A 26467-nucleotide genomic window follows, 5' to 3' on the forward strand; every position below is an offset into this window, starting at 1 on the left:
TTAAAGGCTTTGTTTATAGTTTTTAGATCGTTGCCTGCTTCGCGGTTGGCAAGCCGCAGGATGATACAGACAGAGCGACATCAAGACTTTTAGACGCTTGCCATCAAATCGCGAATAGCGACAGAAGCAATGGCACCTCCAAATGCGGCCGGTAAATAGGACATGGTTCCGTAAGCGGATTTCTTGAAATTACTACCATCCGTATACAATAAGGATTTCTTATCGGGAAGCTCCGTAGAAAAGGCTACCTTAACACCATCACGAATACCATGTTTACGAAGTTTCTTTCGGATATGTTGAGCAAGTTTACAGTTGTATGATTTGCTAATATCGGCGATACGGATTTTCGTAGGATCGACTTTTCCACCTGCACCCATCGAACTAACAAAAGGAATTTTTGCTTCCAACGCCTGTCTGATGAAAAAGAGTTTCGGCGTAATGCTATCAATTGCCTCCACGCAATAATCAGGATTCGATGCTAAAAGGGCAGGGATTTTTTCGGGTATGATAAAATCTTGAATAACGTGAAGATCCAGCTCGGGATTAATAGCTAATAAACGATCTTTCATGATTTGTGCTTTGGCTTCGCCGTGATTGGTAGCAAGCGCTGGCAATTGCCTATTTCGGTTGGATGGATCTACAGTATCACCATCGATAATAGTCATTTTACCTATACCCGCGCGGCATATGAATTCCGCAGCAAACGAACCCACACCCCCTAAACCGAGAACCATTACATGTGAACTTGCTAGTTTTTCTAATGCCTCACGGCCTGTTAATGCTTCTGTTCTTGATAACCAAGATAAATCTTTCATTTAAATAAATTGTTTCCCTCCCTACCTTATCGGATAGTTGAATATATGCGTAAAGTTTTGATATAGCTGTTCTTTCAAGACTTGCATCTCTATTTTTCGAACGCGGCAAAAATAAGCATAAATATCAATGATATTAACAGATTTATCATCCGTTTCCAATAAAATTTTGTCTAGTGGTACTTCTTGAATGAGTTGATCCTTGTTACCGGAGAGGAGGGCGGCTCCCAAGCTAAGAAAATAGCCGGAATGTAGAATTTGTGTAGCCAATTCCATTTTTTTTTCGAATCCATGAAAGATAACCGGAACCTGTACGTTTTCTTCTTGTAGTATACGCAGACATTCTTGATACGCCCGGACACAATGGATAATCAGTGGCTTTCGAATGCTATTGGCATAGCTGATTTGTTTTCGAAAAGTCACTTCCTGCAAAGCCCAGTCTGTATCGCAAAGTTTATCAAGTCCACACTCGCCTATGGCTAAAACTTGTTTCTTTTTTCCATATTGGTGAAGCGCATCCAATTGTGCGGTGATATTTTGTTCGATGTACCAAGGATGTATACCAAGCGAACAGGGATGTGGAAAGAGATAATTCTTGGATATGATGACGTTAGGAACGGGGAATATTTGTGCAGTGGGCGCAAGTGTGCAGTGGGTATGTATGTTGATGTAAGGCGAAGACATGCCTAAAGATACAAATTTTACTCTACCAAATTCGCGTTCAAGGTTTTAAGAATAGCAGAAGCTTTCAAGAGGCATTCTTGGTATTCCTTTTCGGGATCCGCATCGATGGTTATCGCACCGCCTGTGTGGAAAGATAGGTATTTCTTTGTACTATTGTAAAGCAAAGAACGTATCACGACGTTAAAATCAAAATTGCCCGCAGGGTCAAAATAACCTACCGAACCGGCATATATACCCCGTTTGCTGTTTTCGTAGCGATCGCATAATTTCATGGCGCTGATTTTTGGCGCACCGGTCATGGAACCAGCGGGGAAAGTGTTACGGATAACTTCTATATCTGATATGTCAGGTCTCTTTTCACAAGTGATGGTGGAGACTAACTGATGCACCTGTTGAAACGTCTGGACTTCCAGTTGTCGTTCTGCTTTTACCGTTCCTTCCCGTGCGCTACGTGTTAGATCATTGCGAACCAAATCCACGATCATCACATTTTCCGCGATTTCCTTCGGACTATTTTTCAACGTGGCGATGATATCGCGGTCGTCTTCTGTCGATTTTCCGCGTGGTGCGGTGCCTTTAATCGGTTGAGAAATCAAGGTGTTCCCGCGTTTTGCCAAGAAACGTTCGGGTGATGCGGATAAGATATACTTATCCTTGATTTTGAAAAAACAAGAAAAGGGAGTAGGAGAAATTTGATTTAATTTTTGGTATACAGTTAACGGAGACAATGTAACATGCTCGGTATAAAATTCCTGACAAAGATTGACCTCATAAATGTCTCCTTGCCGGATATGTTTCAGCAACTGCCGGAATGCCTCTAGGTAAGCTTTTTTCGACATCCGTTTTTGAAACTGGATAGGTTCAGTTTCGACTCGTTCTTCGCTGGCGATATGATCGTAAGCTAAGATATCACGATATATATTTTCAGGATGAAGAGCTTCAATTTTTACCTGCGTGTCTTTAAAGTCTAAAATAATGCTCGGAATAAAAAAATAGGCTTCTGGAAATGCTAATTGGTTGGGAAAAGAGGTTGTTAAATCCTCAATTTCATTTTTAAGGTCGTAACTAAAAAAGCCAGGCATCCACATATCGGGATGCTTGGCTCTAAATTTTTCCAGCGTATGGAATATATCTGTTTGCTCGCTAACAAAACTGTCTAAGGCTTTTACGGCGAGTAAACTGCCTATTTGCGCATATTCATCACTATAGCCATTGGATTGGAAGAAACAAACCTCATCAAATTGTTGCGCCCATTGAAGCGCCTTTCTTTCGAATTGCTGCGTGTCAACCTGAAATACGGCTGTAGCCATTGTATATTTATATTACAGTTCGATTGTCTGAACACGATCGGGGCCTACAGATAAATATTTAATAGGCACTTCCAATGCTTTTTCCAGATAAGCGATGTAATTTTTTAACGCCGTGGGAATTTCGTCTTTTGAACGAATACCCGTAATATCTTGATTCCAGCCTGCTATTTCTTCCAAGACGGGTTCTGCTTGGTTGGTGATAATTTCATAAGGCATGTAATCGATGGTTTCGCCGTTGTGTTTGTAATGTGTACAAACATTGATTTTTTCAAATGTGTCCAACACATCCGCTTTCATCATGATTAATTCGGTTACGCCATTTAACATAATGGCATATTTCAAGGCTGGAATATCAATCCAACCTGTCCGACGAGAGCGTCCGGTGGTCGCTCCAAATTCATGACCTATCTGGCGTAGTTTTTCTCCCGTTTCATCATCCAACTCCGTTGGAAATGGTCCACCCCCCACACGAGTAGCATATGCTTTGAAGATACCATATACAGCGCCAATCTTATTTGGGGCAATACCGAGGCCAGTGCAAGCGCCAGCGGTGGTGGTATTGGATGACGTAACAAAAGGATAAGAACCAAAATCTACATCCAATAGTGTACCTTGCGCACCCTCTGCTAGTACTGTTTTTCCTTCTTTCAGGTAGTTATTGACTAGGTGTTCAGCATCGACATGTGGAATCGTTTTGATAAAATCAATGGCGCTCATAAAAGCCGCTTCTTTTTCAGCGAAATCAGGAATCTCTCCGTAGTGGGAAAGGATCTCCAAATGTTTTGCTTTTAATTTTTCATAACGTTCTTGAAAATCCGGAAGTGTGGTATCTCCCACGCGCAAACCGTTTCTTCCGGTTTTGTCCATATACGTTGGACCAATTCCTTTAAGGGTAGAGCCAATTTTACCGGCACCCATTTTTGATTCAGAGGCGGCGTCCAGCAATTGGTGAGTAGGTAGAATTAAATGTGCTTTACGGGCTAGAACCAATGTACCTTTACCCACAGGATCAAATCCCGAGGTGCGCAGATTATCTAACTCGCGTTTTAAGATAATAGGGTCGATAACGACACCGCCACCAATAAGGTTGAGTGTACCTTCATTAAAAATACCAGATGGTATGGTATTCAAGACAAATTTCTTGTTATCAAACTCTAATGTATGTCCAGCATTAGGGCCACCTTGAAAGCGGGCGATTAAATCATATTTCGGACAGAACACGTCCACGATTTTTCCTTTTCCTTCATCGCCCCATTGTAGGCCCAAAAGCACATCAACTTGCATAATATTGAAATATGGATATTAAAATTTAAATGATACGTTTAGAAAAAACAGGACACACCTGTCTTTTCTGAACAAAGGTAATACAATAATTGGCGATTACCACATTAATTTGAAATTACCGGGCTTCTTCCTTTTTTCGGTGTGGTTTCGGCGTTTTCTGTATCTTTTTTCTGGCAGTCTTCACAAACGCCATATAGGTTAAGAGAGTGGTGTTTGATGTCAAACTTCAACAGATCGCCCATCAAACTTTGGATTTGATTGATACGGGGATCACAAAACTCTACCACTTTATTACATTCGATGCAGATAACATGATCGTGTTGTTTAAAACCATAAGATTTTTCAAATTGAGCCATGTTACGGCCAAACTGATGTTTGGTTACCAGATCACAGGATACTAACAATTCTAATGTATTATATACGGTAGCACGGCTTACCCGGTATTTTTTGTTCTTCATGTGGATATAAAGTGATTCCACATCAAAATGGTCGTCACGCGAGTAAATCTCTTCCAAAATAGCATAGCGCTCAGGCGTTTTTCTCAGATTCTTATTTTCTAAGTAAGCTTCGAAGATTTTTTTTACCGTTTGATAGTTTTCGCCTTTATTCATATGTATATTATTTGTCTTTTAAAGGTCATATGGAATGTCCAGATTTATAGTCGTCGGTGCTTGTGTTTGACAATCATGGACATTTCATATTAATAGTTATTTCTTCTACAAATTTACCAATTTCATCTGTAAAAAACGATGGTTTAATCGGGAACTATGTTCTTCAGATTAATTATCTGCTTCATAGCGTGTTATACCCGTTATTCCGCTAATTTGCTTCAAGGTTTTCATGAGGTCTTCCAATTGTTCGATATGATTTACGAATACCATGATGTTTCCCTCGAAAATTCCTTCGTTACTGGTAATGGACAATGAACGTATGTTGACGTTATATTCGCGTGAGATTACATTTGTGATCTTGTTAATAAGCCCAACGTCGTCAATTCCTACGATACGTAGCCCTGTAAGAAAAGCTATGTTTGGCTGGGAAGAAGCCCACTTCGCCTTTAATATTCGATACCCATAACTCGCCATAAGTTTAGAGGCGTTGGGACAGCTGGTACGGTGTATTTTGATGCCGTCATTCACGGTTAAAAAGCCGAAGATATCATCACCCGGAATAGGGTTGCAACATGGTGCTAACGTATAATCAACTTGTTGGTAATCGTCACCAATAAGGATGGTGTCAACTTCTTTTTTGTTGATTTTTTCGACCAAGCCAGAAACATGTGAACTAAAATGGCTTTGACCTGGTGTATTTGTTTTCTCGCTTTCAGCATAATCGCGTAGGTTTTTTATATCAATAACACCCTTGGCAACGTTATAAAAAAGCTCTTGGGAGCTGGGGTATTTAAAGTAGTTGGCTATTTTATTAATATTGTCTGTATTGTACGTGATTTTTAGTGATTTCAACTTACGTTCTAAAATCTCCTTGCCGTCTTCTGCTACACGTCGTTTTTCTTCTTTTAACGAAGAACGTATTTTTGATTTTGCTTTCGCTGTAACAACAAAATTAAGCCAGTCCTCTTTCGGGGTTTGCTTACTGGAAGTGATAATTTCGACTTGATCGCCGTTCTGCAGTGGATGACTAAGCGGAACCAATTTGTGGTTGACCTTTGCGCCTATACAGGTTGCGCCAATATCTGAATGGATTTCAAATGCGAAATCTAATGCTGTGGCACCATTAGGTAATTGAACTAATGTACCTTTGGGCGTGAAAATGAATATCTCGTCTGAGAACAGATTCATTTTGAAATCGTCCACGAAATCCATGGCATTTTGCTCTGGGCTGCTCAATAGATTTCGAACCTTTTGTATCCACTGGTCTAATCCACTGTCCGAGTTCGATTCCTTGTATTTCCAATGGGCGGCAAAACCTTTCTCGGCAATTTCGTTCATACGCTTTGTACGAATCTGTACTTCCACCCATTGACCTCGAGGCCCCATCACGGTGGTGTGTAAGGATTCATAACCATTTCCTTTTGGCGAAGAAACCCAATCCCGTAAGCGGTCGGGGTTAGGACGATATAAATCCGTGACGATAGAATATACTTTCCAACACTCTGTTTTTTCTCTTTCTGTAGGGGTGTCAATGATAATACGGATGGCAAATAAATCATACACCTCTTCAAACGGAATAGATTTTTTACGCATCTTATTCCAAATGGAATAAATGGATTTTGGGCGTCCGAATACTTGCGCCTTGATGCCCTGTTCTTCGAGTATCGTCTTCACCGGTTCAATAAAATCGGCAACAAACTTTTCACGTTCTGCTTTTTTTTCGTTCAGTTTTCGTGCGATGAATTTGTAGGTATCGGGGTCGGTATACTTCATGGAAAGGTCTTCCAGTTCGGATTTTATAGCATAGAGCCCCAGACGGTGTGCTAAGGGTGCGTAGAGATAACTCGTTTCTGAAGCAATTTTCAATTGCTTATGTCGCGCCATAAATTCCATCGTGCGCATATTGTGTAGACGATCCGCAAGTTTGATCAGGATAACGCGCACATCATCAGCTAGGGTGAGCAACATTTTACGGAAGTTTTCCGCTTGCATGGAACTGTTTGGATCGAAAATCCCCGATATTTTTGTAAGCCCATCGATAATGCGGGCTACCTTTTTGCCGAATTGTGCCTCGATCTCCTGTAAGGTGATAGCGGTATCTTCTACCACGTCGTGCAACAATGCACATACGATGGAAGTCGTTCCTAAACCGATTTCTTCGGCGGCTATCTGTGCAACCGCTATCGGGTGGTATATATACGGCTCGCCTGACTTACGGCGCATATCTTTATGGCTTTCTAACGCAAGGTCAAATGCTCTTCGGATTTCCTGTTTATCCCCTCGCTGCAAGGTAGGTTTGCAGGCTCTAAGTAATGCGCGGTACCTTTTCCTAATCTCCTTGTTTTCTGCCTCTATATCAATCTCAAATTCTTCCATATATACTCACCGAAAAAAGTTGCTTTTATATTTTTTTGTTCGTAATTTTATTATGGTTTTTCCACTCGTGTGGAAACAGGGGAAAAACAACATATAAATATAGCAAATTTTTTACATAGTTGGAAATACATTAACATTTTTTAGGAGGTGATGAAGCAGTCTTTTGTATGGGGTTTATTTTTGGTTTTCCTGATGCCATTTTGGGGCAAAGGGCAGGCTTTGCAAGTTCCCCATTACGGAGAAGGAGAAGGGGAAATGTTGCAGCATTATACGACTACGCGTTTGGAAACAGGGGAGGTTGTGCCCTGGTTTCCGATTAAAGATGTTATTATTACAGCAAGGCGTACGTTTAAGACTGAAGAAGATCGCTTGAACTACCTGCGTTTGGAACGCAATGTGTTGCGGGTATTGCCTTACGCAATTTATGCACAGAAGCGCTATGAGCAACTAGACCGCGATATTGCACTTGCATCTTCCAAGCGAGAAGAAAAGCGTTTGATAAAAGCGTGTGAAGATGAAATTAAGGAGAAATTCAGAACCGAAATAAAGAATCTAAGCATTTCGCAGGGGGCGATATTAATCAAATTAGTACAACGCCAAACCGGAAACAGTAGTTATGAACTTGTGCGAGAGATGAAAGGAGGACTTTCTGCTTTCTTCTATCAATCGGTAGCCAAAGTATTCGGTCATAACCTCAAATCGGTGTATGATCCGGAAGAAGACTATGAAATAGAAAACATTATCCGAGGGTATGAGCGTGTGCGCCCGATAAAGAATTTGTATAATTATTAAACGTAAAGGAAAGGAGAGCGATGCAAACGGTTTATGATTTTCACGGTTTACAGTTTAACGGAGAAAAAAAATCGTTGCAAGATTATTCCGGCAAAGTGCTGTTGATTGTAAATACAGCTAGTAAGTGCTTCTTTACCAAACAATTTAAGTCGCTTGAAAAGCTGTATCAGCAATACAAAGACCGTGGTTTTGAAATTTTGGCTTTTCCATCCAATGATTTTCGTGGACAGGAGCCGATGACGGGTTTACAACTGGAAACATTTTGTCGCATACAGCAACAGGTTACTTTTCCCGTTTTTAAACGTATACATGTAATTGGTGAATATTGTGATCCGTTATTTAAGTTTTTGTCTGACAAAAATCTAAATGGACGCATAAACGTGAAGCCTGTGTGGAATTTTCACAAATATCTGATCAACAAGGAAGGAGAAGTGGTAGACTACTTCTATAGTTTGACAAGCCCTCAGGCGAAGAGGTTGGTCACGAAAATTGAAAAATTGATAACGGCATGAAGCTTTTTTGATCTCTACTGCTTCATTTGCCAAATTTTCGTGAAATGCCTACTTTTGGAGCAAACAGAAACATACTATGAAGTTGGATTTAATGGTAATGACCGTTCATCCCGATGATGCTGAATTAGGTGCGGGTGGAACGATTGCAAAATACGTTGCTGCAGGTAAAAAGGTGGGTATTATCGATTTGACACAAGGCGAATTGGGAACGCGCGGTACCGCGGAAACCCGACAACAGGAAGCAACGAGAGCTGCGGATATTCTGGGCGTACAAGTTCGTGAAAACCTCGGCCTACGTGATGGCTTCTTCACCAATGATGAAGAAAGTCAACTTGTTATTATCCGTGCAATCCGTAAATATCAACCCGAAATTGTCATAACAAATGCATTGGATGACCGTCATCCCGATCATGGAAGGGCAAGCAAACTGGTGAATGACGCACTTTTTTTAAGTGGACTCCGCCGAATCGAAACTGTTGATGAGGGGCAGATACAAGAGGCTTTTCGTCCACGACTTCAATTGCAAGTGATTCAAGATAAATATATCCAACCCGATATTATACTAGATATTACAGACTTTTGGGAAAAGAAAGAACAATCTGTTTTAGCTTATACCACACAATTTAATGTGTCCTCAGATGACGATCAACCTCAGACGTATATTTCGAATCCGGCCTTTATGGAATCTACCCGCGGTAGAGCGGCAGAATTGGGCCGTAATATTCAGGTTAAATATGCGGAAGGATTCACTGCTCGCAAACTCTTAGGGGTGCAGGATATCTTTCAACTTTTATAAGGCATGGCGGTTAAGTTAAATAAAGTGCACCACATTGCCATTATCTGTAGTGATTATGTACGTAGCCTGTCTTTTTATCGTGATATTTTAGGCTTGGAATTGCAACGAGAGATCTATCGTGCTGAACGCGATTCCTATAAAGCAGATTTAGCGCTAAATAACCAATATATCATCGAACTATTTTCATTTTCCTCACCACCGGAACGCCCGTCGTATCCGGAAGCAGCCGGACTACGGCATTTGGCCTTTGAAGTATTGGATATGGATGGAACTATTCGTGCGCTAGAGGAACACGAAATAGCGTATGAACCTATCCGCACAGATGAAACTACTGGAAAGAAATTTATTTTCATTGCCGATCCAGATGGATTACCGATTGAGTTTTACGAGAAGTAGAGGGTACACATAAAAAATGTACCTTTGCAGTATGTCAACAGGATTAGTTTCGCAAGATACGATTGTGGCTCTAGCGACTTCGCCGGGAGTAAATGGAGCTATTGCGGTTATTCGTTTGTCTGGTTCACAAGCGATCACGATTACCAACGCGGTGTTCAACGGAAAAGATCTACTAAATCAACACACGCATACGATTCATTTCGGTACCATACGAGATGGGGAAGAGATAATTGATGAGGTATTGATTTCCCTTTTTAAAGGGCCGCATTCCTATACGAAAGAAGATGTCGTCGAAATTTCTACTCATAATTCCAAATATATTATTGAGCGACTAATAGCACTGCTTATAAAGAAGGGCGCAAGGGCTGCACAAGCGGGAGAGTTTACACTGCGCGCATTTTTAAATGGTGGTATGGATCTCTCACAGGCAGAGGCCGTAGCAGACTTGATCGCTTCGGAAAATAAAGCCTCTCATGAAATCGCCATGAACCAAATGCGAGGTGGAATCAGTAATAAGCTGCAGGAAATGCGTGAGCAGTTAATTAATTTTACGGCACTCTTAGAGCTCGAACTGGATTTTGGCGAAGAGGATGTAGAATTTGCCGATCGGGCGCAATTTGAGGCACTGGTACAGGAGCTAAAGATGCATATCGCTAAGCTTATTCAATCGTTTGCCTACGGAAATGCCATAAAACATGGTGTTCCCGTTGCTATCATCGGAAAACCCAATGCGGGGAAATCAACATTGCTCAATACATTACTTGACGAGGAACGTGCTATTGTTAGCGATATAGCCGGGACTACCCGAGATACTATAGAAGAGTCTATTAACCTAGATGGGATTACTTTTCGTTTTATTGACACGGCGGGATTGCGGGAAACTGCGGATACCATTGAGGCTATCGGCGTAACGAAAGCGAAAGAAAAGGTTCGGCAGGCAAAGGTGTTATTGTATTTATATGATGATAAAGATAGCACGGCGGATGAGGTAATTGCACAGGTAAAGGAACTTTATTATGACGGTCTTATTGTGATTTTAGTTCGGAATAAAATTGATCTGCAAGGAGGGTATCATTCGAACGAAATGGATACAGCTATTACAGATGTGTTATTTACTAATTATAGCGATTCACTTGTAGCTATATCTGCTAAGGATAGCGAAAGTGTGGACAGATTGAAAGGAGTGCTGTTGGACAAAATTAGGGGAATGGCAGTAGAGGACCAACAAATTATCACCAACACCCGCCATGTGGAAGCTTTAGAGCAGGCGTTAGAGGCACTTGGACAGGTGGAAGCGGGTTTAGGTATCTTGCTTCCGGGTGATTTGCTTGCCCACCACGTAAGGACTGCCTTACGCCATATTTCCAGTATCACGGGAGATATTGATGTAGACCGTGATATTTTGGGGACGATTTTCGGGAAGTTCTGCATCGGAAAGTAGTTGCGTTTGTATTGCTGCAGAATACCAAAAAAATCCTGAAGCGGGGAGCTCCAGGATTTTAAACTAACCAATTATTAACCTAAATTATGAATACAGCATAGCATACAATGTTTGTGCCAAAATTGATGGCCTTATCTGTTTTTCTATATCGCTAATAACGATTAATTGTGAAAACACCTGTTTCTGATGGCATTTCCTCTTCGTCAAGGACAATCACACTCCCTCCGTAGCTGAATACCATGCGCACCAATTCATTAATGACGTCGGTCTGTTGTCCATCTTTTTGTACTATTTTACGTTCATCTACATCAATATGACCCTCGATGGATTTACCATTCTCGATGCAAAGTACCTCTACTTTGCCATCAATTACATCTCTCGTCACATCACCTATATCTAAACTACTTAAGTTTTCGGGTATAGCAAGTTGGTAACGCTCGAGAAGTTCTTTTTTTCGTTTTTCGAGTATTTTATTGAATACATCCTGTATTTTTTCTAAAAGAGCTGTTTTGCTTAAAGATTGGGGGTTAATTTGCAGGTGAATAGGCGAGAAATTATGGTGTTTACTAATCCGCATAAAATGGCTATGGTGTTCCGGTAAAGCAGCCAACACTAATGGTACATCTTGAGGGATAGGGTAATGTTCCAGAATAGCTTGATCAATTTTTCTGAAAAATCGATCCATATCGATATCTTCCTCCTGGCTTTTCTCCATATATCCATGTAATCCGGCTCCTTGTACAACAGATGCATGTAAATGATTATCCGTAAGTTCCTCACCCAGTGCCTCCTTCATGGTAGTAGGTACGTTATCTTCTATATCCAACTTTTGCAGTTGGTATTTGTCACCTCGATAAAGTTGTACATCATCCAACGCTAAAGCAAGGAGATAATAAGATTGGTTTTCATGATACAGCTTAAACAACGGTTTTACACAAAATGAATCAGCCACACAGGTTATCTCCTGCACTTTTTCGGGTAAACGTAATATCTGTGTGTCTTCCAAAGATACAAAGATCGCGAGACCTTCATTATTGTGATCCCAAAACGTTTTATCGTTTATAAGCTTTTCTAACGGCTGAATAAGTTTTTCATGCTCGTGGAGACCATTGTTCTGGATATATTGTAAAGTCTTTTTATAAAGATTCTTAAAAGTGATAGGATCCGTCGCGTTTGCGGGATGTACCCGGTGGGTGGGCATGTAAATGGAGATACAGGGTGTATCCTGGATCGCCGTCAACTCTTTCAGTAATTTCAAATCGATTGTCTGCATAATAGATGTTTTTAATGAATGCATTGATACTCGTTTTTATATTCGCGTAGCCTATATATAGAACAGTCTAAATAAAGAGATGTTTAGAAAAGTTTAGGATAAGCACAAAACAAAAAAAATACTGGAGCGGAGAGCTCCAGTATCTTTTAACTAACTAACCAATTATAAACCTAAATTATGAAGTACTTGTATAACGGTTTATTTTGTACATTATTATGTCATTGGCATAATTTTAATCAATTAATCGTAGATAATCTGTTTGTATTATTTTGTTTTGCCTTTAGGAAAATTAGGGTGTGCTTTAATTTCCTCTATTTGTAAAATATGTCTATCAGAATGTGTAGTGATAAATAGCAAATTTTGATATCCGTCCACCGGACCCGCCGGTCCTTGGCTGATATGATCGCGTAATGCGTTAATATCAGCATTTTTGATATAATTGATAATCTCTTTTCTCCCATTTTCGAAGGCAACCAAAGCTTCGCTCATATTTTTGTATTTCCCGGTAGGTTTTAGTATTTCAGGAGCTTGATGTTTTTCACTTCTATTGGTGATACTGTTTACAATTTCTTCATCGGTATAGCTTGGTTTTTGTGATGTTTTGGACGGATCAGATTTTGAAGTTTCTTGTTTGAACATGCCAAAAATCATCGGTTCCGATAAAACGATATGTTCCACACATTGGTTAATAGACCATTGATCTTCTGCCGGGCTAAAATTTAGTTGTTCTTCTGTAAGGCCGGCTACGCTTTTCTTTAAATGAGTGGCTGTTTGTTCGTAATGTGCCAGCAGTTTTTGAATATTACCACTACTATCTTGTTCAGTGATGTGCTCAACAACAGGGATATGTTCTGTGGATATAATATTTAACTGTTTATCATGTGCGATTACTGTTGAACTTTCTATCCATAGGGCTGTTAAAAGTGGAGCCGCCCAAACAAAATGTATTATGTGTCTTTTCATACGAGATGTCTTTTATATTAACATTATTTTTTTATGCTTCACCTATTTTTTGTTATGCAATATGATGACTTTTTCGAACAGGATACTTGACATAGGGCAAGATTTTTGGAAAAAGCGTAAAATACGTGTATTTAAGCTATCAGAAGTGTATAAATACCTAAATTAACATTAAAGGCAACTATCAGAGAATATATATTGTTCAACAAGTGGTTTAAAAGTATAATACCAGGTTTATAATTAAATTATACAGCTATGAAAAGAATCATTTTTTTTACATTTATGGTTGGATTGCTAGGGACGGGATGTGGTGGCAATCGAAATGAAAACACCGACTCGATGGACGATAGAGGCACAATGGAAGAACCAGGATATAGAGACGGAACATTACCTCGAGATACAACACTCAGAGATACTACAGATTCCGTATTGCATCCTACGCCTCCTCCGGTTACACCTTAATTTTTGTGGTTAAGACAATATAGAAACGTAATTTATTACGAAATAAATGGTTTAATATATTGTGGTTTTGTGCTTGTTTTCTAGCGCTAGGATAGTTTTTTACTAAATATATGATATTGACATTTAATTACAGCGTTCTCCAATATGGAAGAAACCATGGTCATGCGTCACAATAACATCCCTTTCGAATTGGAATCACGGTTAAAAGAATATGGGGCAGATTTCAGTACGGCCAGACTTCCGTTTGCTCCGCATGTAGTGTTGGATGATCAACTTATTACGGGCCAAAATCCTTTATCTGCTGCTTCCACGGCTCAAACCATGATTGAGTTGCTGACATATCCGGGGAACCTATAAGATCATTGAAAACCTTATGAAGACGAGCGTGTTTATTTCAATAAAAGACAGGTATGGCAAAGCTCGCGGATTATAAAAAGAAAAGGGATTTTAAACAAACGCAAGAACCAAAAGGTAGTAATAAGCGAAATAGTGATAAGGCAAGAAAATTGCGGTTTGTCGTACAACGGCATCATGCCTCTCGCTTACACTATGATTTTCGATTGGAATTGGATGGCGTGTTGAAGAGCTGGGCTGTTCCCAAAGGGCCGTCATTATACCCGAAAGATAAGCGGTTGGCCATGCAAGTCGAAGATCATCCGATAGATTATGCTTCTTTTGAGGGGATTATTCCAAAAGGTAATTATGGCGCTGGCGTGGTCACTATTTTTGACTCAGGATACTACGAATTTACGGAAGCAAAGAATGAAAAAGAATTTTTGCTGGAATTAGAGAAAGGTTCCTTAAAATTTAAATTACAAGGCCATATTCTCCGTGGTGAATTTGCATTGGTACGGATGAAAGGGCAGGAGGATAATGCCTGGCTGCTCATAAAACATAAAGACCGATATGCATGGGATGAACCTTACAACAGCGAGGATAGTGTAAAAGAAGTGGTTAAGCAAGCTGGTGTAGATTTTAAAAAAGAGAAGAAAGCTCATACCTCTAAAAAACTTCCTAAAAGGAACCAAAAATCTAATACGGAAGAATTTCCGAAACCTATGTTCGCAAAATTGGCAGAACATCTTCCTGAAGGAATGGAATGGCGGTACGAAAAAAAATACGATGGGTTTCGTATTTTGGCTATAAGGAACGAAATGGGTGTTCAACTTTATTCGCGAAACGGGAAAGATATGAATACATTGTTTCCATCGCTGGTGACAGAACTATCTTCCTTGGATAGACATGCGTGGATTGACGGAGAACTTGTTATTGAGGATAAACACAAGAAAGCGCACTTCCAATTGATAGCTAGTGGCGAACCTATTCCGAGTAATCTTACATTGCACTATTATGTTTTTGATATACTCCGTTTGGAAGATGAATATGTGACGGATTATGCGCTTAAAGATCGAGAAGAGTTACTTGCACTATTGTTTCGCCGTATAAAAAAGCCTAAAATTGTTCAGTTAACGCAGATTCTGCAAGGCACAGCTCAACATGTTAAAGCGAAAGCCGAAAAGCAACAGTGGGAAGGAATCATCGCGAAAGGAGCAGATAGCACATATTTACAAGGTAAACGTAGCAGTTCTTGGACAAAATTCAAGTTGCGAAATAGTCAGGAAGCCATCATTTGTGGTTATACGTCGCCACAAGGGAGCCGTTCCTATTTCGGGGCTTTGGTACTTGGCTATTATCAGGATGGAGAACTCGTATATATCGGTAACTGCGGCACGGGATTCAATACAAAGAGCCTTAAAGATATATACACCCTTATGAAGGAGTATGAAAGCGGACAAAAGCCGTTCGATAAGGGGGTGGTAGTGGCGAAAGAAAAAGAAGTAACTTGGCTACGACCGATATTGGTATGCGAAGTATACTATAGCGAATGGACAACAGGCCATCATCTACGCCATCCGGTATTTAAAGGGTTGCGACAGGATAAAGATGCAGAAGAAATTGAAAAGGAGAGTCCTATGAAAAATGAAAAGAATGAAGATTTAATAATGATAGGTCGTAAAAAGGTTCAATTGACCAATTTAAATAAAGTGTATTGGCCAAAAGAGCGTTATATAAAAGGGCAAATGATAGCTTACTATGAACAAATGGCCGATTATATACTTCCGTTTATTAAAAATAAACCGATATCGATGCATCGCTTTCCGAATGGGATTACAGCGGAAGGTTTTTTTCAAAAGGATGTGGATACGGACAATATTCCTAGTTGGATAAAAACCGTTCCGATTCATTCAGAAAGCACGGGAAAAGAAACAGACTATATCGTCTGTAACGATAAAGCCACTCTTCTTTATATCGCAAATTTAGGTTCTATTGAGGTTAACCCTTGGCTCTCTACTTATCAAAAGCCGGAGTACCCAGACTTTGCTGTGCTGGATCTGGATCCAAATGGGGCAGACTTTCAAGAATTGATACAAGTGGCGAAAACGGCACATGATATTTTTGAAGAACTGAAAGTATCGGCATATTTAAAGACTTCTGGGGCTACGGGATTCCACATCTATGTGTACTTAAAAAAGAAATATACGTACGACGTTGCGCGGGATTTTATTGAGTTGGTCGCTCAAATGGTTCAAGAAAGACATCCTGATACGACAAGCTTGGTGCGCGATCCAAAAAAAAGAAAAGGAATGATTTACCTAGATTTTCTGCAGAACAGAAGGGGACAGACGATAGCGTCACCTTATTCCTTACGACCCAAAGAGGGAGCTACTGTCAGTACACCCTTGCGATGGGATGAATTAACACCCAAATTGCGTATTGCCGATTACAATATCAAGACCATATTAAAACGAGTACAAGAGGTAGACGACCCTTGGGCTACCTTATGGGACAGTGCCGTCAATATAAAGCAGATTCTTGCTAAACTTTAGGCTAAACTCGCCTTCAATTTATTTAATAAGTCTGTCGATTTCGTGTTTTCCACTTTCATCTTACGAATAGAGGTATGTTTCCCTTTCGCTTTTTGTTTAATAATTTTCAATAATTCACTGGTATACTCATTTTTGTATTTTGATATATCAAAAGGTTGACTATGCTGTTTAATCAGTTGGAGCGCCATATCCATTTCCTCTTTTTTTAATCGGGCATTGCCCGGTAAGCTTAGTTCATCTATTGCCCGGATTTCTTCCTCAAATCTAATTTTGTTGAGTAACAGCATATTCTCGTAGGGTTTCACGATGGCAAGATGTTCAACGTTACGCATGACAAAAGAACCCAATCCGGCGGTCTTACTTTTCTCAAGTGCTTTGAGAAGAAGTTGGTACGCTTTTGTTCCTCCTTTTTGAGGCTCCAGATAATAGGGCGTATCAAAATAAATGCTATCTATTTCATCCATCTTAACGAAAGAATGCAGATTTATCATTTTGTTCTTTTCGGGACTGGCCTCTTCAAAGTCTGAATCTTCGAGAATAACGTATTTATCTTTGAGCAGATAGCCTTTAACGATATTATCCCACTTCACTTCTTTGCCGGTGTTCTCGTTGACGCGTTTGTATTTGATGTTTGATTTATCTTTTCTATCTAACATATCTAAATCCAATGAGCTGCTCTGCACAGCACTATATATTTTAACGGGGATATTAACCAACCCGAATCCTATTGCTCCTGTCCAAATAGCTCTCATAATATTTCGTTTTTATTTCTATTAGTAAGAACAATGCTTTATTAAAAAGGTTCGCTTTTAAGTTTGCACGCTTTCCTGTCGGTGGTAGGTAGCAGATTTGTCTTCGGTTACGTCCGGTGATATAACAAAGTTACTAAGTCGAGCCCATTGATAAAACAGTGAATTTTGAAGATCGGGTCAGGGACAATAATAAAACTTGAAATTGAAATTTGTATTTTAGATGAATATAAATAACAGTGCCATGAAAATTTTTATACATCTCAAGATATTTACCGTGGTTTTCTTGACAATGATTTCGAACTATTCGATATATGGGCAAACAAACGATACCTGGACGGTTTTTTATAATCAAGATTCCACCTTAGTAGGTTACAAAGATAAATCGGGGACCGTCAAGATAGAACCAAAATTTGCCGGTTTTGTCACAGCTGTCAAATTTTGCGATATAATAGCCGGTTCAGAACGCAACAAAGAAAAATGGACAAGCTATTATTTAAATAAAAAAGGTAGAGAATTCGGTAAGGATAGCATATACATTTTTGATAATGTAGCAGATTGTGAAAATGAAGGGTTTATACGGTTTAGGGATAGAAAATCGGATAAAGTGGGATTGTTTGATAAAAATGGACACATCGTAGTACCTGCTATATACAATGACTTAACAAAGGTTAGGAATGGAATGCTGGTCGGATTGAAAGGAGCGAAAAAGAAATATGTTCGTGAGAACGAGCCGCCAGTAGATAATTATTATACTTGGGTCGGAGGGGTAGAAGTGTTACTCGATACCTTAAATAATGTATTAGCAGAAAATTTTCCGAATGACAATAAACTTGATTTTTATGCTGTTGAAAGGACATCAACACGATCGGAAGATAGATCGAAAAAGAGCTTTCCAGCTAGCGACGGGAAATATGTAACCTTTATTGATTTTGAGAAAGAATTTAAGACATGGTTGATCGATGACTTGCTGTCCGACTTTACAAGAGAACAGTTGTTACATGTCGTACACGATACAATCGTATGGGAGTCCAAAGAAGGATGGGCAAGAAGTGAAAAGCAGGAATTTGTAGACAACAATTTCCAATTATTAAAACACATACTTTCAGAAATTAACGAAGCCCGTACCAACTATTCCATTTTCTTGAATGGGTTGAACCCATTTATATATGAAGGGGCAGAATTTGATAAATATTTCAACAATTGCCGTGAGGCAAAAGAATGGCAATATCCGGTATTGAGCGTGGTTATTTCATACAATTATGGAACGGAAGATATATCGCAAAACCATTTTGATTTTTTACGTACGGAGAATGGATATAAATTAATTTCCGTTACGATTAGAAATGCAGAAATCAAAGAATGATAATTATGCTTTAGGTGTTCGCAATGACCAGAATAAGCCCCAGATAAAAGCGCCTAAGCCGACCGCAAAACTTTGTAGTAAAGTGCCTCCATATTCGATCCATAGCTTGGCGAGCCAAGGGCCAATAAGTTGTGAACCGGCATAGATAGCAATTAGCGCCGCAGACAGTCTCGGGCCTTGATGCGGTTGGAAATATCTTGCCAGGCGCTGTGTACACATCACGGATCCCAAAAATCCACTGCCTACTAAAATTGCACATGCTATGATACCTACACCTGATGGGACTAACAATACCATAGCTACACCTAATGCTTGGAGGATGTACGTGTAGATAAGGCTGAGTCGATCTCCATATCGATGTCCCACCCAGTTCCATATGGGGATAAATACCAGACATGATGTAGACGTGATGACCCAAACATTTCTTACCCATATACTATCCGTGGGCATGGTGTCATGAGCCAAGGTTGGTAAAAAAGTCATGGGTAGAATATAACCTAAACCTGCACCGATATAGGAAAGAAACAGTGGGGTACTACGTCGATCGAAAAGTCTGTTGCTATAGGGTGCTTTACTATTTGTACTGCTGTATTCGGAGCGTTGTACGCTAATTTTTACAAACTGTATCGTACTGTAAATAGCTAATATCACGGAGACCACAGCAACAGGAATCCAGCGTTGAGCTGATTGGAAAAAAGAAGCGGTGGAATCTACCAGCAATCCTCCAGCTAATAATCCGCCTGCTACACCAAAATATACTAAGCCGCTTAGTTGTGGTTTATTATTCATGATGAACCACTCTAACAGCAATGCGGGTGCTAAAACGAATGTAATTCCATTTGTTACGCCGTTTAAAAATCGCCATAACAATAGTGGGTCAAATTGTGGGGTAAAACATTGTGCTATGGTAATAAGGACATTTCCCACAAGGCCAATGAGCAGATATCTCTTGATAAACTTGGGGCCAGAGTAACGAACAGCTAATAAGGCTCCTATTAGATATCCTAAATAGTTGATTGTTGCCAAATCTGCGCCTTGTGTGATCGTCAACATATTGTCGCTGATAAAATATGGCAATAAGGGGGTGAAAGAAAATCTACCCAATGCATGGACTACGGCAAGGGTCGAAATGCCTGCCAGCAAATAACGGAGAGCCTCCTTTTTAACTGAATTTTCTGTTGTAGAAACCACTGATGTATATTAATTAACGACATTTTTATTTTGTCGCCGCAAGATAATAAATAGATTGAAAAGCATATTACACAAAAATGTTGCCTATGTCGGGGAGATGGATTTTCTTTGATTTGAAAAACAATTTTCGTACAAATCTATTCTCTTATTACACAAAGAAGAGTAGATATATTATGGCGATCATCGGAGAAATTATCAAGCGTGTAATTGACGTGAATGGATTGATTAATAAGGATTCGACACCTTGGGAAGCGCAGAAGCAAGTTCTATTGGATTTGTTGGATGTTGCGAAAAATACGGCTTTTGGAAGAAAGTACAATTTTAGCAAGATCCTTGCCGACCCAGATGTCGTTAAACAATTCCAACGCACAGTTCCAATATTCGACTATGACAAGCTACAGACGGCGTGGTGGCATTATCTGCATGAAGGGCATCAGAATGTGACATGGCCGGGAGGACAACGCTATTTTGCCATGAGCAGTGGGACCACCAGCAATAGTAAGGCGATTCCCGTGACAGATGACATGTTGAATTCCATCAAAAAGGCAGGGATACAACAGATATTAAGCTTGAAGAATTTTGATCTTCCAAGCGATTTTTTTGAAAAAGATATCATGATGTTAGGCAGTAGCACGAAGCTTGTGGAGCAGAATGGTTTTTTGGAAGGCGAAATCAGCGGTATATCGGCTGCTAATCTGCCTGTATGGTTTCGGAGATTCTACAAGCCTGGTAAAAAAATAGCGGATAGCAAAGATTGGGACGAGCGTCTGCATAAGATAGCGCGCGCGGCAAAGAAATGGGATATCGGAAGCATGACTGGCATCCCCTCGTGGTCGGAAATTTTGATTAAAGAAATCATCCATCAGAATAAGGCGGATACGATACATGACATCTGGCCTAACCTACAAGTATACAGCACGGGTGGGGTGGCTTTCGGGCCATACCGTAAGAGCTTTGAAAAGCTATTTGCAAAACCTATGATTTATATAGACACCTATTTGGCGTCAGAAGGTTATTTGGCAACCCAGAAACGACCAGACACCGACTCCATGGCACTCATTACCAACAATGGGATTTTCTTTGAGTTTGTTCCTTTCACGTCTGATAATATGGATGAAGAAGGATGTGTAAAACAACATGCGCCCACGTTAACGATTCAAGAGGTGGAAGAGGAGGTCGAATATGTATTATTAATTTCTACTGTAGCAGGTGCTTGGCGTTATATGATAGGAGATACGGTTGTTGTCACAGATAGAGAGCGTGCAGAGATTATTATCAGCGGACGTACAAAACATTTTCTCAATGTGGTTGGTGAACAGCTGTCCGTGCATCAAATGAATCAGGCAATTCAAAAATTGCAAAAGCAGTTTGGCTTAGAAATCCGAGAGTTTACAGTTGCCTCTATTCGCCGTGGTGAGCGCTATATCAATAAATGGTATCTTGGAGCAGATCAAGCATATCCGGTCTCTACAGAAATTATAGAAGCATTTGATACAGCATTGCAAGAAAACAATAAAAATTATACTGTCGCGAGACGCCAGACACTAGACGGCATAGAAGTGGAAATCATACCAATAACGCACTTTCATCAGTGGAGTGAACATTATAAAAAGTTGGGCGGGCAGGCCAAAATACCACGTGTTATGAATGCAGAAGATTTTGAAGCATTCGAGGCTTTCATAAGGGAATTGTGATAATATATAATCAGTTAATTATCTTCTCCTTGCGTGCTTTGAGCTAATGCAGTTTCATCGGCTAAAAGTTCCTCTTTTTCCGGTTGCGTTTTCTTTTCCATTTCGGATACCAATTCGACAATATCGTCTGGCGAAAGATAGAGACGGGCGATCTTTTCTTTATAGCGGGAGGATAATTCACTGTGTCCAAGGATAAATTCCTTGGTAGATAAAATATAGGAAGCCATGCCCCGGTTGACGGCAAACGTATCTGCTACGCGTTCAGCTTTACGTACATACCGTTTGGATAACCAATACAACAACCCAAATTTTGCTACTCCCCACAGCGTTCGCTGTTCGTAATCCATGATATGACCTAGTTCATGTCCAAGCCATCCAATCAGTACGTCTTTCGGTAAATGGTGAATGGGCTCGATACTTTGAGTAAGTTTAAAAACCGGACTGATTAAAATATCATATACGCGTTTATTACGGGATTGGAGTAAGGTACCCACTACGGGGCGTGCCGCCATCACTGATTTCTTAAGTTTTTGGCTAAATATAAACCGGATGTGTGTATGCGCTAATTCTGGATAGTGAGATAGCGCCGCAAACACCAATTGCTCAATAACTTTGGGAATTTCCTTGTTTTTAGAAAATGCCTGTAACTGTCCATTTATAGTTGTTTCGGTATCGGTATAAATGCCCATAAGCTTTTTATCATAGTAACAAAGAGCGGCCGAAATTGTTGTCGATAAAATGATGGTATAAAAAAAGGAGCTTAAAGCTCCTTTCTTAGTCTTGCCACCGGGATATTCATTGCTTCTCGGTATTTAGCCACGGTGCGTCTGGCAATGGTATACCCTTTCTCTTTTAAGATTTCTGTTAATTTTTCATCTGCCAGCGGCTTGCGTTTATCCTCGTTGGCAATGCATTCCTCTAATATTTTCTTTACTTCTTTATTGGAAACCTCCTCGCCTGAATCAGTTTGGATCGCTTCCGAAAAGAAAGATTTCAGCAGAAAAGTGCCAAATTCAGTCTGTACATATTTGGAATTGGCAACTCGGGATACAGTTGAAATATCCATTTCGATCTTGTCTGCTATATCTTTTAATATCATGGGTTTAAGTAGCCGCTCATCGCCTGTAAGGAAATAATCGTATTGATATTCCATAATAGCATTCATGGTCTTCAACAGCGTTTGTTGTCGCTGCTTAATAGCGTCTATAAACCATTTGGCAGAATCCAGTTTTTGTTTGACAAATTGTACGGCCTCTTTCATTTTTTTATCCGTCTTTTCTGCTTTTTCATAGTGCTCAAACATCTCCTGGTAAGAGCGGGATACACGTAATTCTGGGGCATTTCTTCCATTGAGTGTCAGATGAAGTATGCCGTCATTATTCGTGATATGGAAATCGGGGATAATATGGAGTTGTTTACCTGCTGAAGCACCCGAATCTCCTGGTTTTGGATTTAATTTGAGAATCTCGTTGATGATATCCTTAAGTTCTTCTGAATTTACCCCCAATTGCTTTTCTATCTTGTCATAATGTTTTTTGGTGAACTCATCAAGATAATTTTCAACAACTTTAATGGCTTGATTAATAATCGGATTATTTTGATCTTTCTTACGTAATTGTATAAGTAAACATTCCTGTAAATCACGTGCTCCGATACCAGCGGGTTCAAAATCTTGAATCACTTTTAATATAGCTTCTACCTCGGTTTCTTCAGCTATCACATTTTGCGAAAAAGCAAGATCATCAATCAACGAAAGGATGGGACGTCTTAAATAGCCATCATCGTCCAGACTACCAATAATCTGTTGTCCGACAAGATAATCTTTATCTGATAAAGCTAGTAGATCCAATTGGTTTTGCAATGATTCGAAAAACGAATCTTGGACAGCTATCGGAATCTCTTTTCTGTCTTCATCATCGTCACTTCCATAATTGGTCGAATAATCGTTGTAATCATCTTCTTGGATATATTCATCTACACTAAATTCTTCATCGAAATCGCTTTCTTTGTTTTCGAAATTCTCGTCCGGATCATGATCTGGGTATTCCTCAACGGGATCATTCATATTCGTTAAACTTCCATCCTCCAACGCTGGGTTTTCCTCTAATTCCTCTTTGATACGAGCATCCAGAGAAACTGTGGGCACCTGTAGCAGTTTTATAAACTGAATTTGTTGCGGAGAGAGTTTCTGTAATAATTTTTGCTGTAATGTCTGTTTTAACATGCTCTATGCTTCTTTGCATGGTAAAAATACTTAAATAAATCAGAAAACTAAAGTATACAATAACCGGTTGATCTAAAATAGGTATAATTATTGATAGCGCGTTCGGTATCGATATGGGATTTACGTCTACACATTAAATGTTAAAATACGTTAATTTCAAAAGCCAGAATCTGTTTTTTTACCTTGTGTAGCTGTTTTTAGAAAAACAATTTCCATATTTACCGTATGTTTAAAAGGGTTAAAAGCAAAGTCGTCCGCTATTTTTTAATAGTGGTTTATAGCCTTATTCTAGTGGTATGTGCTGTGCAGTTAAACTTCTTATGGCTGTTTGGGTATTCGCCAACCAAAAAAGACATTGTTCTGCCTACGCTCCATATTTCGTCAGAGTTATACACCGCGGATTCTGTACTGATAGGACGTTATTTTGAGGAGGATAGAGATCCTGTGGACTATGATAGCATTTCAGAAAACATATTAAATGCTCTTATTGCTACGGAAGACGTTCGTTTTTATAAGCATAATGGAGTAGATTTTATTGGTTTGTTTTCCAGTGCTGTATCCACCCTAAGAGGCGATAAGCGAGGTGGAAGTACCATTACCCAACAGCTTGCCAAGAACCTATACCGAACACGATATAATCAATCTCAGGGTTTACTCGGCCACATTCCAGGCTTGCGTATGGGCGTGACGAAATTTAAAGAATGGATGACCGCTTATAAACTGGAGAGCAAATACGAAAAAAACGAGATTATTACCATGTATCTAAATACCGTATCGTTTAGTAATAATGCTTATGGTATTAAATCTGCTTCATTACGCTATTTCAATAAGCAGCCTAATGCACTATCTGCTGCCGAATCGGCTGTGTTGATCGGAATGTTAAAGGGAACAACACTCTATAATCCTATCCGTAATCCGGATAAATCAATAGAGCGCAGAAATATTGTATTGAGACAGATGCAGAAAGAGGGGTATATCAGCAAAGAGCAATATCAATCCTTTTCCAAAGAACCATTGGACCTGAACGTTAATAATCCCGAACGAGGAGGTACGAATGATTCTTATCTGCGGACGGCTGTCGAAAAATGGCTTGAAAAGTGGAGTGAGGAAAAGGGGATTGATATTTATACAGCCGGTTTAAAAATTTATACAACCATCGATTCTCGTATGCAGCAATTGGCCGAGGAAACAATCGTGAAGCAAATGAAGGGGTTGCAAGAGCGATTAGATAATACTTGGCGAAATGAGGAACCGTGGCGAGATAAAAGCGGGGCTATAATTCCTGGTTTTTTAGAAGACAAGGCGCGAAAGTTACCGATCTTTGCCGCATTGATGGAACAACATAAGGGGGACGAAGAAAAGGTATTTCAACTTTTGCGAGAACCCAAAAAAATGAAAATTTTTACTTGGGAAGGAGATGAGGAAGTAGAAATGTCGACAATGGACTCTTTGAAACATTACGTGAGTATGTTGAATACCGGGATGATGGCCATGGATCCTTATAACGGCAAGATTAAGGTATGGATAGGGGGAATCAACCATCGTTATTATAAATTCGATCATGTAAATCAGGCAAAGCGACAAGCGGGATCTACTTTTAAGCCTTTTGTTTACTTAACAGCGTTGGAAAATGGTATGGAGCCTTGTGATCAATATGAAGATAAGCCTGTGCGATTAGATTTTGTAAATAAACAGGGTGAAAAGGAGGTTTGGGAACCTAAAAATGCGGATTGGAATTTTTCTTATCGCAACATGTCGCTTCGTTGGGCAATGGCTCGTTCTTTAAATACGATAACGGCGCAGATAACACGGGATGTGGGCTGGGATAAAATTGTGGAAACCGCGCATCGTTGTGGAATTGAGAGCCATTTGGAATCTGTGCCTTCTGTAGGGCTAGGTTCAAACGATGTATCGGTGTTTGAAATGGTAAATGCTTATGCGACGTTTATGAATGAGGGCAAGCGGGTAGAGCCTATTTTGGTGTCTGAAATTTATGATAATAGTGGAAAGCGGATTGCATCTTTCCAAACAACGGAAAAACAAGTTGTGGATCCGGAAAATGCCTGGTTAATGACGTATATGTTGCGGGGTACGATCGAAGAACCGGAAGGGACTTCGCAAGCATTATGGGAATGGGATCTATTTGGTCATGAAAATCAAATCGGAGGGAAAACAGGGACTTCTTCTGATTACGTGGACGGATGGTATATGGGGGTTACAAAAGATTTAGTTGCAGGTGTTTGGGTGGGGTGTGATGAACAAAGTATTCGTTTTAAAAGTTCGCAGACAGGAGAGGGATCTAAAACGGCTTTGCCGATTTATGCTACTTTTATGGAAGAACTCTATAAACAACCGGAACTAGGTGTGACCAAAGGAAAATTTCCAGACCCGAAAGTGGAGATTAATAAAAAATACAATTGTCCTAGTCCACGGATTCGGATAGAGGTGCCAAGTGATAGTGCAGCAGTAGAATTGGATACCGAAGATAGCGGTACGGAAATCTTGTTAACATTGCCAGAAGTAGAGGGTACGGAAAGAAACGAAATAGAAAGATAATTTGTATTTTTGAGAAAAGACTAATCTTTAATTATGAAATACCCACGTTTAGAAAACACTAACACCGATGAAAATAACCGAGCTTGCGAG

At 39.8% G+C, this 26467-nt stretch carries 23 protein-coding genes; 11 read left to right on the forward strand and 12 right to left on the reverse strand.

All coding sequences use genetic code 11. The features are described 5' to 3' along the window. Window positions 1-89 precede the first annotated feature (89 nt). From H8B06_RS05405 to H8B06_RS05430, 6 genes are all read right to left on the reverse strand, one after another. Window positions 90-815 carry a tRNA threonylcarbamoyladenosine dehydratase gene (locus H8B06_RS05405; RefSeq protein ID WP_190993277.1) on the reverse strand — a complete coding sequence of 242 codons (726 nt, stop codon included), beginning with the start codon at window positions 813-815 and terminating at the stop codon, window positions 90-92. Between the two features lie 21 nt (window positions 816-836). Then, the gene (locus H8B06_RS05410) at window positions 837-1496 is read right to left on the reverse strand and encodes a TatD family hydrolase (RefSeq protein WP_190993278.1); all 660 of its coding nucleotides are present in this window, start codon (window positions 1494-1496) and stop codon (window positions 837-839) included. Window positions 1497-1513: 17 nt separating this feature from the next. After that, window positions 1514-2806, reverse strand: coding sequence for an anthranilate synthase component I family protein (locus H8B06_RS05415; protein WP_190993279.1), 1293 nt, complete (start codon window positions 2804-2806; stop codon window positions 1514-1516). A gap of 12 nt (window positions 2807-2818) precedes the next feature. Then, window positions 2819-4090 (reverse strand): adenylosuccinate synthase, encoded by a 1272-nt coding sequence (locus H8B06_RS05420; protein WP_190993280.1) that lies wholly within the window; start codon window positions 4088-4090, stop codon window positions 2819-2821. A 104-nt stretch (window positions 4091-4194) separates the two neighbouring features. Continuing rightward, window positions 4195-4701, reverse strand: a complete 507-nt coding sequence (locus H8B06_RS05425; protein WP_130139935.1) for a Fur family transcriptional regulator — start codon at window positions 4699-4701, stop codon at window positions 4195-4197. A gap of 168 nt (window positions 4702-4869) precedes the next feature. Then, on the reverse strand, window positions 4870-7077 hold the full coding sequence (locus H8B06_RS05430) for a RelA/SpoT family protein (protein ID WP_190993281.1): 2208 nt from the start codon (window positions 7075-7077) through the stop codon (window positions 4870-4872). 150 nt (window positions 7078-7227) lie between these two features. Here H8B06_RS05430 and H8B06_RS05435 point away from each other — a divergent pair, with 150 nt between their 5' ends. From H8B06_RS05435 to mnmE, 5 genes are all read left to right on the forward strand, one after another. Next, window positions 7228-7869 carry a DUF4294 domain-containing protein gene (locus H8B06_RS05435; protein ID WP_190993282.1) on the forward strand — a complete coding sequence of 214 codons (642 nt, stop codon included), beginning with the start codon at window positions 7228-7230 and terminating at the stop codon, window positions 7867-7869. Between the two features lie 20 nt (window positions 7870-7889). Beyond that, a complete protein-coding gene (locus H8B06_RS05440) occupies window positions 7890-8381 on the forward strand; it encodes a glutathione peroxidase (RefSeq protein ID WP_130139938.1) in 492 nt (163 codons plus the stop codon). A 76-nt stretch (window positions 8382-8457) separates the two neighbouring features. Then, window positions 8458-9177, forward strand: a complete 720-nt coding sequence (gene bshB1 / locus H8B06_RS05445; RefSeq protein ID WP_190993283.1) for a bacillithiol biosynthesis deacetylase BshB1 — start codon at window positions 8458-8460, stop codon at window positions 9175-9177. Between the two features lie 3 nt (window positions 9178-9180). Beyond that, entirely contained in the window at window positions 9181-9573 is a 393-nt protein-coding gene (gene gloA2 / locus H8B06_RS05450; RefSeq protein WP_190993284.1) for an SMU1112c/YaeR family gloxylase I-like metalloprotein, read from the forward strand. A 31-nt stretch (window positions 9574-9604) separates the two neighbouring features. Continuing rightward, window positions 9605-11014, forward strand: coding sequence for a tRNA uridine-5-carboxymethylaminomethyl(34) synthesis GTPase MnmE (mnmE, locus tag H8B06_RS05455; protein ID WP_190993285.1), 1410 nt, complete (start codon window positions 9605-9607; stop codon window positions 11012-11014). Between the two features lie 151 nt (window positions 11015-11165). On the opposite strand, the gene H8B06_RS05460 is transcribed toward mnmE, so the two are convergent. Further along, a complete protein-coding gene (locus H8B06_RS05460; protein WP_190993286.1) occupies window positions 11166-12287 on the reverse strand; it encodes a baeRF3 domain-containing protein in 1122 nt (373 codons plus the stop codon). Between the two features lie 264 nt (window positions 12288-12551). Further along, a complete protein-coding gene (locus H8B06_RS05465; protein ID WP_190993287.1) occupies window positions 12552-13250 on the reverse strand; it encodes a DinB family protein in 699 nt (232 codons plus the stop codon). Between the two features lie 252 nt (window positions 13251-13502). Between H8B06_RS05465 and H8B06_RS05470 the strand changes: the two genes are divergently transcribed. The 3 genes from H8B06_RS05470 to ligD all read left to right on the forward strand — a co-directional run bounded on the left by H8B06_RS05470 (window position 13503) and on the right by ligD (window position 16597). Further along, complete coding sequence (locus H8B06_RS05470) at window positions 13503-13709, forward strand: hypothetical protein (protein ID WP_130139944.1); 207 nt, start codon at window positions 13503-13505, stop codon at window positions 13707-13709. Window positions 13710-13853: 144 nt separating this feature from the next. Further along, on the forward strand, window positions 13854-14066 hold the full coding sequence (locus H8B06_RS05475; protein WP_190993288.1) for a type 1 glutamine amidotransferase family protein: 213 nt from the start codon (window positions 13854-13856) through the stop codon (window positions 14064-14066). A 53-nt stretch (window positions 14067-14119) separates the two neighbouring features. Continuing rightward, window positions 14120-16597 carry a DNA ligase D gene (gene ligD / locus H8B06_RS05480; protein WP_190993289.1) on the forward strand — a complete coding sequence of 826 codons (2478 nt, stop codon included), beginning with the start codon at window positions 14120-14122 and terminating at the stop codon, window positions 16595-16597. On the opposite strand, the gene ku is transcribed toward ligD, so the two are convergent. After that, window positions 16594-17349 carry a non-homologous end joining protein Ku gene (gene ku, locus H8B06_RS05485; protein ID WP_190993290.1) on the reverse strand — a complete coding sequence of 252 codons (756 nt, stop codon included), beginning with the start codon at window positions 17347-17349 and terminating at the stop codon, window positions 16594-16596. The two genes, ligD and ku, sit on opposite strands and share 4 nt — an antisense overlap. Window positions 17350-17590: 241 nt before the next feature. Between ku and H8B06_RS05490 the strand changes: the two genes are divergently transcribed. Continuing rightward, a complete protein-coding gene (locus H8B06_RS05490; RefSeq protein WP_223857496.1) occupies window positions 17591-18712 on the forward strand; it encodes a WG repeat-containing protein in 1122 nt (373 codons plus the stop codon). 3 nt (window positions 18713-18715) lie between these two features. On the opposite strand, the gene H8B06_RS05495 is transcribed toward H8B06_RS05490, so the two are convergent. Continuing rightward, window positions 18716-19903, reverse strand: coding sequence for a YbfB/YjiJ family MFS transporter (locus H8B06_RS05495; protein ID WP_190993291.1), 1188 nt, complete (start codon window positions 19901-19903; stop codon window positions 18716-18718). A 173-nt stretch (window positions 19904-20076) separates the two neighbouring features. Between H8B06_RS05495 and H8B06_RS05500 the strand changes: the two genes are divergently transcribed. Next, complete coding sequence (locus H8B06_RS05500; RefSeq protein WP_190993292.1) at window positions 20077-21597, forward strand: GH3 family domain-containing protein; 1521 nt, start codon at window positions 20077-20079, stop codon at window positions 21595-21597. 14 nt (window positions 21598-21611) lie between these two features. Here the strand turns inward: H8B06_RS05500 and H8B06_RS05505 are convergent, their stop codons facing one another. Together H8B06_RS05505 and rpoN are read right to left on the reverse strand one after the other, a co-directional pair. Continuing rightward, on the reverse strand, window positions 21612-22286 hold the full coding sequence (locus tag H8B06_RS05505; RefSeq protein ID WP_190993293.1) for a hypothetical protein: 675 nt from the start codon (window positions 22284-22286) through the stop codon (window positions 21612-21614). 71 nt (window positions 22287-22357) lie between these two features. Continuing rightward, window positions 22358-23821, reverse strand: a complete 1464-nt coding sequence (rpoN, locus tag H8B06_RS05510; RefSeq protein WP_190993294.1) for an RNA polymerase factor sigma-54 — start codon at window positions 23819-23821, stop codon at window positions 22358-22360. A gap of 225 nt (window positions 23822-24046) precedes the next feature. Between rpoN and H8B06_RS05515 the strand changes: the two genes are divergently transcribed. Beyond that, window positions 24047-26377, forward strand: coding sequence for a penicillin-binding protein 1A (locus tag H8B06_RS05515; RefSeq protein ID WP_190993295.1), 2331 nt, complete (start codon window positions 24047-24049; stop codon window positions 26375-26377). The last annotated feature ends 90 nt before the right edge of the window (window positions 26378-26467 follow it).

It is taken from the genome of Sphingobacterium micropteri, from assembly GCF_014692515.1.
In the GTDB taxonomy this organism is placed as follows: domain Bacteria; phylum Bacteroidota; class Bacteroidia; order Sphingobacteriales; family Sphingobacteriaceae; genus Sphingobacterium; species Sphingobacterium micropteri.